Annotated in this window: 12 protein-coding genes; 9 read left to right on the top strand and 3 right to left on the bottom strand. The window is 62.4% G+C overall.

Annotation, left to right across the window (positions count from 1 at the left end; genetic code table 11):
* Positions 1-46: 46 nt before the first annotated feature.
* Together KW830_RS16610 and KW830_RS16615 are read left to right on the top strand one after the other, a co-directional pair.
* Positions 47-847, top strand: a complete 801-nt coding sequence (locus tag KW830_RS16610) for an IclR family transcriptional regulator (protein WP_083520311.1) — start codon at positions 47-49, stop codon at positions 845-847.
* A 640-nt stretch (positions 848-1,487) separates the two neighbouring features.
* Positions 1,488-3,098: a phosphoethanolamine transferase gene (locus KW830_RS16615; protein ID WP_370626147.1), complete on the top strand. Its 1,611-nt coding sequence runs from the start codon at positions 1,488-1,490 to the stop codon at positions 3,096-3,098.
* A gap of 32 nt (positions 3,099-3,130) precedes the next feature.
* Here KW830_RS16615 and KW830_RS16620 read toward each other — a convergent pair whose 3' ends face one another.
* Entirely contained in the window at positions 3,131-3,982 is an 852-nt protein-coding gene (locus KW830_RS16620) for a LysR substrate-binding domain-containing protein (protein ID WP_218333769.1), read from the bottom strand.
* 173 nt (positions 3,983-4,155) lie between these two features.
* Between KW830_RS16620 and phnD the strand changes: the two genes are divergently transcribed.
* From phnD to phnX, 5 genes are all read left to right on the top strand, one after another.
* Entirely contained in the window at positions 4,156-5,037 is an 882-nt protein-coding gene (gene phnD, locus KW830_RS16625) for a phosphonate ABC transporter substrate-binding protein (RefSeq protein ID WP_218333770.1), read from the top strand.
* The gene (gene phnC, locus KW830_RS16630) at positions 5,034-5,867 is read left to right on the top strand and encodes a phosphonate ABC transporter ATP-binding protein (protein ID WP_218333771.1); all 834 of its coding nucleotides are present in this window, start codon (positions 5,034-5,036) and stop codon (positions 5,865-5,867) included. Before phnD ends, phnC begins: the two co-directional genes overlap by 4 nt.
* Positions 5,867-6,706 (top strand): phosphonate ABC transporter, permease protein PhnE, encoded by an 840-nt coding sequence (phnE, locus tag KW830_RS16635; RefSeq protein ID WP_066534111.1) that lies wholly within the window; start codon positions 5,867-5,869, stop codon positions 6,704-6,706. The genes phnC and phnE overlap by 1 nt, the downstream gene beginning before the upstream one ends.
* A gap of 208 nt (positions 6,707-6,914) precedes the next feature.
* Positions 6,915-8,006, top strand: coding sequence for an iron-containing alcohol dehydrogenase PsrA (gene psrA / locus KW830_RS16640; protein ID WP_218333772.1), 1,092 nt, complete (start codon positions 6,915-6,917; stop codon positions 8,004-8,006).
* Between the two features lie 175 nt (positions 8,007-8,181).
* A complete protein-coding gene (phnX, locus tag KW830_RS16645; RefSeq protein ID WP_218333773.1) occupies positions 8,182-9,093 on the top strand; it encodes a phosphonoacetaldehyde hydrolase in 912 nt (303 codons plus the stop codon).
* Positions 9,094-9,323: 230 nt separating this feature from the next.
* Here the strand turns inward: phnX and KW830_RS16650 are convergent, their stop codons facing one another.
* A complete protein-coding gene (locus KW830_RS16650) occupies positions 9,324-10,358 on the bottom strand; it encodes a tripartite tricarboxylate transporter substrate binding protein (protein ID WP_218333774.1) in 1,035 nt (344 codons plus the stop codon).
* 574 nt (positions 10,359-10,932) lie between these two features.
* Between KW830_RS16650 and KW830_RS16655 the strand changes: the two genes are divergently transcribed.
* Both KW830_RS16655 and KW830_RS16660 read left to right on the top strand, forming a co-directional pair.
* Complete coding sequence (locus KW830_RS16655; RefSeq protein WP_218333775.1) at positions 10,933-11,232, top strand: putative quinol monooxygenase; 300 nt, start codon at positions 10,933-10,935, stop codon at positions 11,230-11,232.
* A 396-nt stretch (positions 11,233-11,628) separates the two neighbouring features.
* Positions 11,629-12,921 carry a PD-(D/E)XK nuclease family protein gene (locus KW830_RS16660; protein ID WP_218333776.1) on the top strand — a complete coding sequence of 431 codons (1,293 nt, stop codon included), beginning with the start codon at positions 11,629-11,631 and terminating at the stop codon, positions 12,919-12,921.
* Positions 12,922-13,254: 333 nt separating this feature from the next.
* On the opposite strand, the gene KW830_RS16665 is transcribed toward KW830_RS16660, so the two are convergent.
* Positions 13,255-14,031: an SDR family oxidoreductase gene (locus KW830_RS16665; protein WP_066534102.1), complete on the bottom strand. Its 777-nt coding sequence runs from the start codon at positions 14,029-14,031 to the stop codon at positions 13,255-13,257.
* Between the last annotated feature and the right edge of the window lie 49 nt (positions 14,032-14,080).

Consider the following 14,080-nt stretch of genomic DNA (forward strand, 5'->3'; position numbering starts at 1 on the left):
TTTCAACGGGTACAATGGAGTTTCGTACAACGAAACAGATTGCACCATGAGCAACCCATCCGCCAGCCACGCAAGCTCACCGTCGAGCGATGTCTCGGCAAGCCAAATCGTCGCGGAACCATCCACCGGCAGCGTGACGGCCGTCGTGCGAGCGATGCAGGTGCTGGATGCCTTTGCTTTGGGCGAGTCGCATCTGCCGTTGGCCGAACTGAGTCGCCGCTGCCAGTTGCACAAAACCACGGTGCTGCGCATCGCGCGCACGCTGGCCCTGTCTGGCTATCTGGTCCAACGCGAGGATGGGGATTGGCGTCTTGGCCCTGCGGCGGGCTGGCTCGGTGCACGGTACCAAGCGGGCTTTGATGTGCAGAACGTGCTGGAGCCGGCCTTGCGTGCATTGACATCCGCCAGCGGAGAGAGCGCTGCGTTCTATGTCAGAGAAGGAAGCGTGAGAACCTGCCTCGTGCGTGTCGAAGGACCTCAGGCGCTGCGGCACCACGCGCGCATGGGTGAAGGCCTGCCTCTGGACCGGGGCTCGCCAGGGCGCGTGATCCTGGCGTTCTCGGGGGAGCCTGGCGCGCTGTATGAAGAAATCCGCCAGCGGGGCTTTCACTGGTCCATCGGGGAGCGCGAGCAAGGAGTTGCAACCATTTCAGCTCCTGTTTTTGGAAAGCACTGGCGCCTTCTCGGTTCGGTGTGCGTGTCTGGTCCAGCCTCCCGTTTGCCACAGCAAAGACTGGAAGAGATGGCCCCCACAGTGATTGCTGCCGCCAATCAGCTCTCTTATGCATTGGCAGGCCATACCGGTGCGACGGCGCCTGCAGTCAGAGCAAGCCATTGGCACCCTTGATACATGCCCACGCCTGGTGTTTCGCGCACGAAAACCGCGGGTAGTGCTTCGATGAATTGACCGAGCAGTTCTCAGGCGATTGGGCAACCGATGACTGGGCCATTCCCCGGGGCTGGACGGTGCAACCCGGTTCGTCAGGCCAACCTGCCCGAGGTGCTGCGGGCCTGGCTGTCCCCCCAGCCTGCTGGGCGGCCAGCAAAGCCTGTTTGGGGTGTGGATGACCGTACAAAAAGCAGGTGAAACCGCTGCACGGCGGCGCCCGCCGCTAGGATTCCAGTCGGTGTATTCGCACAGAGAACAAAACATTCCAAGAAACAAAGCAAAGCGCGCGAATCCCGTGGGGGCACCGGCTCCTGCACAGGCATTCCTGCCAGGCGGTGGGCGCCACAGCCTCAGCGCCCACCACGCAACGCTTGCCCCCTGCCCGCGCACGCTGTCGCAGCACTGATAGCGGTACTGCTAGCTGTACCTGCTGTGGTGCACGGCAGGCATTTCCAAACTTCCAAGCAGCTGCAAGCAGTTCCCCACTGAGATGGCCGATCTATCCCCTGACGCTGTATCCCGCCCCGCACCCCACGGCCCATCCCATGCCGCACCTGGTCCTGCCCCGCGCTCTGGATGGCGTGCGAGCTGGCCCACGGTGGCCGCACTGGGGGCGCCCGGCCTGTGCTTCATCGTGCTGGGCTATGAGGGGCGGCGCGTCGCCCAACTGCTGACCTTGCTGCTGCCCCTGCTGCTGTGGTTGCGCATGCCCCTGCGCACCCCCGTGGGCATCATGGTCCGGCGCTGGCTGGTCACCTTGGGCATCCTCATGTTCGTGCTGGACGGTGCGGCGCGCACCTACCTGCTCAGCAGCTACCAGGCCGCACCGGACTCCACGCTGGTGCTCAGTGCCATGGCCAACACCAATCTGCGCGAAAGCCTGGAATACGCCGCCCAGTCCTGGCGCGGATTGGCGCTGTTCGGTCTGGTGCTGGCGGCCGTGGCCGCGTGGGTCTGGCAGGTGTCGGGCCGGCTGGAGCAGGCGCCAGCGGCTGGCCCGGGCCGCAAGCGCTCGCTGATGGAATACGCGGTGCTGGTGCTGATCGGCATCCTGCTGCTGTTATCAGCCGCGGCCTATGCCAACAAGCCGTGGCGCCGCCTGCACCCAGCGCTGTTCTGGCCCCACTGGGTGGAAAGTACGGAGAAACTGCGCAAGGGCTGGGCCAACCAGGACGCGGTGCGCAATGAGGCGCTGGAACGTGCCCAGGCCGCTGCGCCCGTGGTGCTGCGCGAAGGCCCTTCCACGGTGGTGCTGGTGCTGACGGACAGCATCAACCGCGACAACTTCTCGCTCTATGGCTATGGGCGCAAGACCACGCCCGGCCTGCAGCAGCACCAGCGGCAGCTGGGCGCGCAGATGCAGGTGCTGCGCAACGCCTGGTCGGTGGATGCCGCCACCTTGCCCGCAATCGGCAACCTGTTTTCCTTCGGCATGCCCGAAGCCGACGACGCCCAGCACCTGCTGGCCATGGCGCGGGTGGCAGGCTACAAGGTCTGGTGGATCAGCAACCACGACGATGTCGCCATCGAACAGCAGCATGCCCGCCATGCCGATGTGCTGCAGATGATCAACCGCGAACCCGGGCGCTCCAGCATGTCGCTGGATGGCGAGATGCTGGACGAATTCAACACCGCCCTGCAGGCGCCGGCGCAGCGCAAATTCATCGTGGTCCATATGCAGGGCGCGCACCCGCACTACAGCCTGCGCTTCCCCAAAGGGCACAACCCCTTTGATGATGCCGATGACGCGGTCGATGCGGCCATGACCCAGCAAGGCCGCCCGGTCTGGGTGCGGGAGCTGCGCCAGAACTACGACGCCGCGCTGCTCTACCACGACTCGGTGGTGTCCGAGCTGCTGCGCCTGTCGCGCGAAGCGGCGAAGCCGCAGGCCTATACGGGCTGGATGTACCTGTCCGACCACGGACAGGAAGTCGGCCATGTCGGCAACCATGTGGGCCACAGCCCCGGCACGGCGGCAGGCTACCGCATACCGGCCATCGTGTGGCAGTCGCACACGGCAGCGCCCATTCCGGCAGACTTTGCCCAGCGGCCCTTCCGCGCGGACTGGGCGGCCTGGACACTGGCGGACCTGCTGGGGGTGCAGTGGCATGGCCAGCAGGCGCAGCGCAATGTGCTGCATGCCGACTACCGCTGGCAGGCGCCGCACATGCCCCAGCTGGGCGCCCAGATCACCTCGTTCACCGATTGAGTGTGCTGTAGTTCCTCCAGCCGCTCCACGGCTTACACCGCATCCCAGAACGACCGTACCAGCACGCTGTCGCTGCGCTCCTGCATGCAGTACAGATAGGTGGTGGTGCTGGCCGGGGCGCCCGCAATGCGGATGGGCGTGAAGCGGGTGTCGGGAATGAACTCCGCTTCCGACACCGCGCCAATGCCCAGGCCGCGCGCCACCGCCTCGCGGATGGCTTCGCGGCTGCCGATTTCCAGGCCCAGCCGGGGCTGAACGCTGGCGGCGCGCAAGGCCTGCTCCATGGCCGTGCGGGTGGTGGAGCCGGGCTCGCGCAGCAGCAGCGGCTGGCCGTGCAGGGCGGTGATGTCCACCTCGTCGTGCCGCGCCAGCGGGTGGTCCACATGGGCAAACAGAATGATGGCGTGGCGCGCGTATTCGCGCGCCAGCAGCTCGGGGCGTTCATACAGACCGGCCAGCACCGCCACATCGGTGCTGTAGTGGGCCAGGTCGTGCAGCACCTGCTGTGAATTGCCCATGCGGATCGACAGCTGCATGCCGGGGTAGCGCGCACGGTAGGCGGCCACCATCTCGATCACATGGAAAGGGCCAACCGCGCCCAGCTTCAGCTCGCCCTGGTGCAGCTTGCCCGAATCGCGCAGAAAGAACGCGGCCTCGGACTCCAGCGCCAGCAACCGCTGCGCCAGCGACAGCAGCTTGCTGCCGGCCGTGGTCAGCGCCATGCGGTAGCCCTGGCGGTGGAACAGCTCCACCTGGCTTTGCCGCTCCAGCGCGGCAATCTGGGTGGAGACCGTGGGCTGGCTCACGCCCAGCGCGCGTGCGGCGGCGCTCAGGCTGCCGTGGTGGGCCACGGCCACAAAGGTGCGGTAGCGGGCATTGCTCATGGGGCCGCACTCCGGCGGCAGCAGGGGAGAAGATTCATCTCAAGGTGTGACCTATGGAAACTGTGCAAACCGATTCTGAAACCTTCACATGACAGTCATATGTCGTCCCTAGCATTCCATCCATCGCACGGCATCCCGCAAGTGCGAATGCTGAGATGCAAAGGATTCCCCCCATGTTGATGACCCGTAAAGCCTGGCTGCAATGCGCCACCGCAACCCTGGCCCTGGCCGCCGCCGGCATGGGCGGCAGCGCCATGGCCCAGTCCACCGAACTGCGTGTGGGCCTGATCCCTTCCGAAGACGCGCTGGCCATGATGCGCGCCAGCCAGCAGGTGATGGACCAACTGGCCGCCAAGACCGGCATGAAGGTCAAGCCCTTTGTGGCCAACGACTACAACGGCGTGATCGAAGCCATGCGCTCGGGCAAGATCGACGTGGCCTACTTCGGCCCGTTCTCCTATGTACTGGCCAGCCAGATGGCCAACGCCGAAGCCTTTGCGATTCCGGTGACCAAGAAGACCGGCCAAAGCTCGTACCACAGCATCATCATCACCAAGAAGGACAAGGGCCTGACCACCGTGCCCCAGCTGCAGGGCAAGACCTTTGCCTTTGTGGACCCCAGCTCCGCATCCGGCCACCTGTTTCCCAAGGCCGGCCTGAAAGGCGAGGGGGTCGACACCGACAAGTACTTCTCCCGCGTGATCTTCTCGGGCTCGCACGACGCCAGCATCATGGCCGTGGCCAATGGCAAGGTCGATGCCGCCGCCGTGGCCGATCCCATCTTCTCCAACGCCATCACCAAGGGCCTGGTCAAGGCCGAAGATTTCCAGGTGGTGTGGCGCTCCCAGGCCATCCCCGAATCGCCCATGGCCTGGCGCAAGAACCTGGACGCCGCCACCAAGCAGAAAGTGGCCGCCGCCATGGCCGAGATCAAAGGCCTGCCCTGGGGCGACCGGGGCGAGCTGAACGGCTTCTCGTCCACCAACGACCAGGCCTATGACGTGGTGCGCACCACCGCCAAGGCCCTGAATCTGGACCTGGGAAAAATGAAATGATCACCATCCGCAACCTGCGCAAGAGCTACGGCAGCAACCATGTGCTGCACGGCATCGACATGGATGTGAAGGCCGGCGAATTCGTGGTCATGCTGGGCCTGTCGGGCGCCGGAAAGTCCACCCTGCTGCGCTGCATGAACGGCCTGAACCAGCCCGACAGCGGCACCCTGCAGGTGGGCGGCATCGACCTGATGCAGACCCATTCCCGGCGCGAGCTGGCCCACCATGTGGCCATGGTCTTCCAGCACCACAACCTGGTGCAGCGCCTGACGGTACGCAAAAACGTGCTGACCGGACGCCTGGGCCAGGTGGGCACCTTGGCATCGGTGCTGCAGTTCTTCAAGCACAGCGACATCGCGCTGGCAGACCAGTGCCTAGAACGCGTGGGCCTGGCCCACAAGGCGCTGGAACGCACCGAAGCACTGTCCGGCGGCCAGATGCAGCGCGTGGGCATTGCCCGCGCCCTGGCCCAGCAGCCGCAGGTGATTCTGGCCGACGAACCCGTGGCCAGTCTGGACCCCAAGACCGCACGCCGTGTGCTGCAGTACCTGGGCGACGCCACCCGTGAAATGGGCATTGCCGTGGTCTGCAATCTGCACCAGGTGGACTACGCCAAGGAGTTCGGCGACCGCATCGTCGGCCTGTCCCAGGGCCGCATGGTGTTTGACGGCACACCGGCCCAGCTGGATGACGCTGCCCTCAACGCCATCTACAGCACCGATACGCAAGCGGCGGATGCCGCCACCAGCCCCAGCCACACCGTGCATGCACCCACAGGCCCGTGGCATGCCGGCAGCGCCCAACTGGCCACCAGCGCAGGAGCCCTCTGATGCACAGCCCAACATTGAAGACACCACGTGACAGCTGGCAGTGGACCGCTGGTCGCCCGGAAACCACCAGCGGCTGGCTGGGCTACGCCGCACTGGCACTGGCCATAGGCTGGGTGCTGCACTGGAGCGCCGGTGGCGCGCAGATGAGCTGGGGCGAACTGGCCAATGGCATGCCCCAGATCGGCGACTTTCTGGCACGCTCCGTACCGCCGGATCTGGACATCCTGCCCCGCCTGTGGGCGCCGGCGCTGGAGACCATCCAGATCGCCATCTGGGGCACCCTGCTCAGCGTGGTCCTGGCGCTGCCGCTGTCCTTTGTGGCCGCCAGCAATCTGCACGGCTGGCACTGGCTGCGCCGTACCACCCGCCAGTTTCTGAACGTGGTGCGCAGCATCAACGAACTGATTCTGGCCCTGGTGTTTGTCTCGGCCGTGGGCCTGGGCCCGTTCCCCGGCGTGCTGGCCCTGGCGCTGCACGGCATGGGCATGCTGGCCAAGTTCTTTGCCGAGGCGATTGAAGAAATCGACGACGGCCCGCTGCAAGCCCTGCGCAGCGCCGGTGCCAGCCAGCTGCAGGTGATTGCCTTTGGCGTGGTGCCCCAGGTCATCACGGCCTGGATTGCCGTGGTGCTGTACCGCTTTGAAGTGAACCTGCGCTCGGCCACCGTGCTGGGCATGGTGGGCGCGGGTGGTCTGGGCTTTGAGCTGGTCAGCAGCCTCAAGCTGTTCCGCTACCAGGAAACCGCTACCTGCATCATCGTCATCACAGTGATGGTGATTGCCGCCGACATGGTCTCCAACTGGCTGCGCAACCGCATCCAGCAAGGCCCCCGCCACTGACGCGGTGCGGTGGTGCCGCCTGGCCTGCAGAGCCTGCACGGCCACGGCACACACCGCGCACACCGCAGGTGCTGCGTCGTCGCTCGGCAACGCCGCCACACCCGCCACCCCCAACCCGTACACAACACCCTTTCAACCCCCTCTGTCTGCACTGGCCCGCCAGTGCGGCAGGCCGGTCTCACCCTGAATTTTGCAAAGGTCGTATCCCGTGTGGACTTATCACAACCCCGTGCGCGTCACCGCAGGCAATGGCAGCCTCAACCAGCTACCCGCGCTGCTGGCCGGCCGCAACTGCCTGCTGGTCACTTTCCCGGAGGCTGACAGCCTGGGCCTGGTGCAGCGCGTGCGCAGCCTGATCGGCGCCCAACTGCGCGGCGTGATCGACAGCATCCAGCCCAACCCCGATGTGCACTGGCTGGCCCCGCTGTACGAACAGGTGCAGCGCCAACACGCCGATGTTCCGGTCATCGTGGCGCTGGGCGGCGGCAGCGCCATCGACTCCGCCAAGGCGCTGCTCTGCGCCACGCCCGGCGGCCGCTTTGCCGAACTGCTGGCCGTGTTGGAGCAGGGCGGTCAGCTGCCGGCTTCTGCCGCTCACAAAGCGTTGATTGCCATCCCCACCACGGCAGGCACCGGCAGCGAAGTCACGCCCTGGGCCACCATCTGGGACCAGGCCGGCAGCCGCAAGCATTCGCTGCACCAGCACTGCACCTGGCCGGAAGCCGCCCTCATCGACGCCGAGCTGATGGCCAGCCTGCCCGCAGGTGCCACCCTGGCGGCGGGGCTGGATGCACTGTCGCACGCGCTGGAATCCATCTGGAACGTGCACTGCAACCCGGTGTCGATGGCGCTGGCCGTGCAATCGGCCCGCTGCACCCTGGCCACCTTGCCGGCGCTGATGCAGGACCTGGGCAATCCGCAACTGCGCGCCGACATGGCCCAGGCAGCGCTGCTGGCCGGGCTGGCGTTTTCCAACACCAAGACGGCGCTGGCGCATTCGCTGTCCTACGACATCACCTTGCAGCACGGCGTGCCGCACGGCATTGCCTGCTCGTTCAGCCTGCCGCTGGTGCTGGACATGGCCCTGGGCGCCGACCCGGTGGCCGATGCCGCGCTGCTGTCCATCTTTGATGCCATGACCCCGGCGCTGGCCAGCGAACGGCTGCGTGCCTTTCTGCACCAGCTGGGCGTGCCCACCGACCCCGCCCACTACGGCGTGGCACCCGCTGCCTGGCAGGCCATGGTGCACAAGGCCGCCAGCGGCCCGCGCGGGCGCAACTTCATCCGCCCACTGGCCTGACCTTATCCCTCTGACCCAGACCTGTTCCGCGCTGCGCTGACCGCCATGTCCCCCACCTCCACCTTGCCGCTGGCCGCGTACTGCCCAGACCGCATCACCGTGCATGTGGACCCGGCAGGCGGCCGCGCAGCCTTCTCCCTGTTTGCCTTCCTCTTTGTTTTTCAGGAGCTTCGCCATGAACGCCACCATCTCCGCCACAACGCAGGCCACCATTTCGACCCCATCCGCCACCTTCAACGCAAGCTGCGCCGCGGCAGCAACCGGCTCCGCCGTCGACTTGGCGCCGCTGCAGGCCGTCATCTTTGACTGGGCCGGCACCCTGGTGGACTTCGGCTCGCTCGCCCCCACGCAGATCTTTGTGGAAGCCTTTGCCACCTTCGGCATCACCATCACCTTGGCCCAGGCGCGCGGCCCCATGGGCCTGAGCAAGTGGGACCACATCCACCAGCTGCTGCAGGACACCAGCATTGCCGCCCAGTGGCACACCGCCTTCGGCCGCGCGCCCGGCAATGACGATGTGGACGCCATCTACGCCCGCTTCATGCCCATGCAGATCGCCAAGGTGGGCGAGTTTTCGGCCCCCATCGACGGCGCGGTGGAGCTGCTGCCCTGGCTGCGCGCCCACGGCCTGAAAGTGGGCTCCTGCTCGGGCTATCCGCGCGAAGTGCTGAACCAGTTGCTGCCCCAGGCCGCCGCCGCCGGCATTGCCCCCGACCATGTGGTCGCCGGTGACGAACTGCCTGCCGGCGGCCGCCCCGGCCCCTTCATGGCGCTGGCCAATGTGCTGGCCCTGGGCATTGGCGATGTGCGCGCCTGCGTGAAGGTGGACGACACCGTGCCGGGCATCGACGAAGGCCTGCGCGCCGGCATGTGGACCGTGGGCCTCAGCCTGTCGGGCAATGAAGTGGGCTACAGCGTGCAGGAATACGCCCAGGCCCCGAAGGACGAAGTGGACGCCCGCGTGGCCGTGGCCGAAGCCAAGCTCAAGGCCGCTGGCGCCCACTATGTGGTGCGCAGCGTGGCCGAACTGCCCGCCGTGCTGGCCCAGATTGCCGCCGCCATGCGTGCAGGCAAGACCCCGGCCTGAAGGCTGGCAGGCAGCACGCGGCACCCGGCATCCGCTGCATGTGCACTAACCCCGGGGCCTGAACCGGGCTGCTGGCGGGGCAAGGGAGTGGCGGGTTACCACGCACACCTCCAACGCCTCCCACATCTCCCACACCCAGGGCGCTGGGTGTGGGGCGCTGCCACCGCGTTCCGGCCCTTCGCCTGGGCCGTCAGACCGGGTCGTCAGGTCCGGGCTGTGGGGCGGAGAAATCAGTTCGGGTAGTTGGGATTGACGATGGGCAGGTTGGCCGACTTGGCCGCCTCCCGCATCTGCGGAATCGCCTCCACCAGCTTCTGCCGGTATTCGGCCCCGCTCAACGCCACCGGGTCAATGCCAATGCGGGCAAAGGCTTCGGCAATCGCCGGGGTCTTCATGATGGCCAGCACCGTCTGCTCCATCCGGTCGCGCAGCGCCTTGGGTGTGCCCTTGGGAAAAGCCATGCCCATCCATGAATCGGCCGTGATGTTGTGTCCCTGCTCCTGGATAGTGGGCACCTCCGGCAGCTCCACCCAGCGCATGGGGCTGGCGCTGGCAATCATGCGCAGCTTGCCCGCCTGGATATGCGGCAGCACATCGGACGGGTTCAGCACGCTGGCATCCACCTGCCCGCCCAGCACCGCGCCAATAGTTTCCGGGCCGGACTTGTAGGTGATCTCTTCAAACTTGCCACCGGTCTGCTTGGCCAGTTCCATGAACGGTGTGCTGTTGGGAAAGGCGGGGGACGAATAAAACACCCCCTTGCCGGTTTTGGAGGCCGCAACCAGGTCGGCAATATTCTTGTACGGCGAATCGGCCCGCACCACCATGCCATACCGGTAGCGCGCCACCCCGGCGATGTACTCAAAATCATCCAGCTTGTAATCCAGCTTCATGATCTGCGGGGACAAGGTCATGCTGGTGTAGCTGGCCAGGCCCAGCGTATAGCCGTCGGGCTTTTGCTTGGCCAGATAACCCACGCCCAGCGTGCCCTGGGCACCGCCCTTGTTCACGGGAATCACCGGTTTCTTCAACACCTCTTCCATCGCCTTGCCAATGGTGCGCGCCGTCACATCGGTATTGCCGCCGGCCCCAAAGTTGATGACGAAATTGATTTCCTTGGCCGGGTACCCCTCCGTATTGGCCCAGGCCGGGCCGGCCGAAAGCAGTGCGGCCACTGCCACCGGCGCGCAACAACGCCGCCAGCGTGCCGCGCTGGAAAAACCGGGGAACAAGGCGGAGCTCAATACAGTGTGCAAACGGCGCATGGCAAGACTCCAGAGGTGAATAAAACCAGGGCCCATGTCCTGCGGGACCAGGCCGGAATCTCAGTGGATGCGCGGACAAAGTTGGGGAGCGGGAAAGGCAATCCACCGATGGCCCCATGCTCTGTGGGAGGCATAGCCGCTGCTGTCATTTTTTGGACAGCGCTGCCCATGCAGGCCGCCCGTACCAAACAGGGACGCATCAGCTTTTGCATACAGCCGTCAATACCCGTAAGGCCTGGCGCAGATTGCGGCGCTGCAGCACCTGTAGCGGTCTAGGGAAAACCGTATGCGTGTTTTCCTGAGCCTTTTTATGGCTGCATATGGCTGTGTTTCTGCTGCAGCACACCATCACCAAGAACTGGCACATGCCATACCAGTTGGGCATGTGCAGCAGCACGGCCTATGCGCAGGCAGAGCCGGTGAAATATTCATAAATTTGCAATGCATGCAGTAGGCGCACAGTCAGTTGTAAGCTTGTGTTACGCATGCTGGTCTAGGATGGACGGCGCTAAATAGTGACCGCCAAGTACCACCCAGCGTGGGCCGCAATGGTTACTCACCTTTGGAGATCGCCATGCTGTTGATCGTGGGCACCGTGCGCCTGCCGCCCGAAAACCTGGAACGCGCCAAACCCGTGATGGAGGCCATGGTGAAGGCTTCGCGTGCCGAATTCGGCTGCCTGGAATATGTCTACGCCGAAGACCTGTTTGTGCCGGGCCTGATTCATGTGAAAGAACGCTGGACCGACCAGGCAGCACTGGATGCGCATTTCGCATCGGCCCATATTCAGGCGTGGCGGGCCAGCTGGGAAGGGCTGGGGATTGGGGAGCGGAATTTGAAGGTGTATGAGGTGAGTGAGCCTCGAACTACTTGATCCATTCAATATTTTTTCGTGATCCGTTGCTTTGTTTTTTCGAAATTAATAACGGTTTCTTTTTAGCGGGTGTTGACAATGGATGCGGCCAAGCGAATTCGCATCTCATGCCTGAAGGTCGCTTTAGTTTTTAGGCAGGGATCGGCAGGTAACGACGGCTTGTGTTCGTAGGGCTTTCGGTACTCTGTATGTGTAATTTCATGAGGATTTTTGATTATATTTACTGGTGATTCCACAGTAATTATATTTTGATTAATTATTATGATTTTATGGTATTTGGTAATCGCTGTTAATAAGATGTTTTCTTGTTGAAATTATTCTGATGATGTGTTTTAATAAGAAATTATTAAATATTTTAATAACCTGAATTCAGCGCTAATTTCACTAAAGTAGCATATGAAAGAAAAAATAAACGAATTTTTTGCAGACTTAGATGTTCAACGGCTGATTCAGCTCAGTGCGAGGGTTGCTCCTCTTCAAATTTGTTTTCCAAAAGAGATAAATGTCAGCCGAATGTTGGCTTGGTTGCTGGACCCTAGCGAAGGGCATGGTCTAGGCGACGCTGCGTTGCGCTCGCTATTCGCACGTGCAGGGCAAATCGCAAGCCGCAACCAGAATATTCCTCTATCAACGAGGAGGTTCTTGAGTCCATCGAATATTTACACCAGTGGATTTTCTGGAGCAGTTGTTTCTACTGAAGTGAAGATCGGTGTTTCTGCTGCATCAAAAGATAGTTTGGACGTGTTTTGTATCGACCAAGGTGCTGATGTTTATCTTGCGCTTGAGAACAAGTTTGGGGCAAAGCAGTCAGTAGATCAACTGAAAAAATATCGAATAGGACTTGAAAACCTTTTCCCAAAGATGATAGGAGTACATGTCTTCCTTAGTTCCAGCGACGAGGAGCCAGATGATGACCAATGGATTCAGGTTGGCTATGACTGGCTAGGAGATTTTCTCAGAGACTGCGAATCACGAAGCACTTTGGCGCTGGAGATGCGACAGACATTGACTCAGTTTCGACGAGCAATTGAAGAGGAAGAGGTCGAAGCAGGGACATCTCCTATCGAGCGCTTGTATTCTCTGGTTGCCACTCGACATGCAGATGTGCTTCGTGAAATGAAAACTATGTCTGGCGCTAAAGGAGCAATGCCCAAGGAGTTACAGAAAAGGGTGGAGGTGTCTAAATCCAACAACAAGCCACTTGGAGAGGCACAGCTAAGACTTTTTCTTCTTTATTGGCGGCGTCCACAGGCTTGGGAGCGGTGCTTCGATTTAGTTGATTTCGCACCATTTTTGGATGCGATGCGAAATAGATTCCACAGCATCTTGGTAGATCGTAAACGAGTCAAGACGTATTTATCTCTTCCTGAGTGGGAAAGATTTGTTGAGTACGACGAGTATGAACAGTGGACTTATCCGCTGGTAGTCTCCGTCCAATTGAAAGACTCGAAATTTAATGTAACAGCTTACTGCTGGTTTAAGCATGTGAAAGCAGACTTGCGGGAAGCCATTCTTGAGCAGGCAAAAAAACTGCGTAATGGTCACTTAGCCGATAGTGGTTTAGAGGCGCCTAATTATTTGGCAATTCAGCGAGAAATTGGCCTGACAGAAAAACAAGCGGTAGCGGCAACACTTCGGCAAATGCAGTTCTTGCAAGATGGATTTTCTAATTTTCTGTTGGACCAATAAATATCGTTTTTCTAGTGAAGCGGGTTTTAAGATCTAAAATTTTTAGATTAGCGGACAGAGAGAACATGAAAAAATCGAATAGTCCATATCGAGGTGTATAGAAGCCTATAAGTAAGCAGAAATTCACACTAGGACCTGGAGAGCCGCGCAGTCTAATAGCCGACTTCGAGGGGGCGGTGTACTTTAATGATCTGTGGCGTGGCGGTTGCTGCCGCTTAGGCCTTGGGAGCGAACGACTCAGATCAACCTGACGCGATAACAGAAATGGAGGTTGGACGCCTGCTTCAGGTTGAGCACTAATTCATCGGCGGTATTTATCCCACAGGCATCCCCTCACCCCCGCCCCACAAACGGCATCTTGGTCGCCATCACCGTGTGGAACAGCACATTGGCTTCCAGCGGCAGATTGGCCATGTACAGCACGGAGCGGGCCACGGTGTGGGTGTCGATCATAGGCTCCACCGCAATCGTGCCGTTGGCCTGGGGCACGCCCTTGGCCATGCGTTCGGCCAGTTCGGTGACGGCGTTGCCCACATCAATCTGGCCCACGGCAATGTTCCAGGCGCGGCCGTCCAGGGAGGCGGTCTTGGTCAGGCCCATCACGGCATGCTTGGTGGCGGTGTAGGCGGCAGAGTTGGGGCGCGGCGCGTGGGCGGAAATGCTGCCGTTGTTGATGATGCGCCCGCCCTGGGGGGATTGGTCGCGCATCACGCGGAAGGCCTGCTGCAGGCAATAGAACATGCCGTTGAGGTTGGTGTTGACCACGTCCTGCCAGTCCGCGGCCGACCAGTCCAGGAACGAGCCCGGAGGGTTGCCGCGCCCGGCGTTGTTGAACAGCAGGTCCACACGGCCCCATTGCGCCACGGTCTGGGCAAACAGCTGCTGCACGGCGGCGGCGTCGGTCACATCGGTGGGCACGCACAGCACGCGGTCGGCGGCTTCGTATTGGTCTTGCGCGGCCTGGCGCACTTCTTCCAGCATGGCCAGGCGGCGCCCGGCCAGCGCCACATGCCAGCCGTCGCCCACCAGGGCCAGAGCGGTGGCTTTGCCGATGCCGGAACCGGCGCCGGTGACAACGGCAACTTTGCGGGTGGGGCTGAGGGTGGGCATGCGGTTCTCCTGAGACGGTGAGGGTGGTGTTGCGGTGGATTGTAGAAAG

It is taken from the genome of Comamonas sp. CMM03, from assembly GCF_019218715.1.
In the GTDB taxonomy this organism is placed as follows: domain Bacteria; phylum Pseudomonadota; class Gammaproteobacteria; order Burkholderiales; family Burkholderiaceae_C; genus Comamonas; species Comamonas terrigena.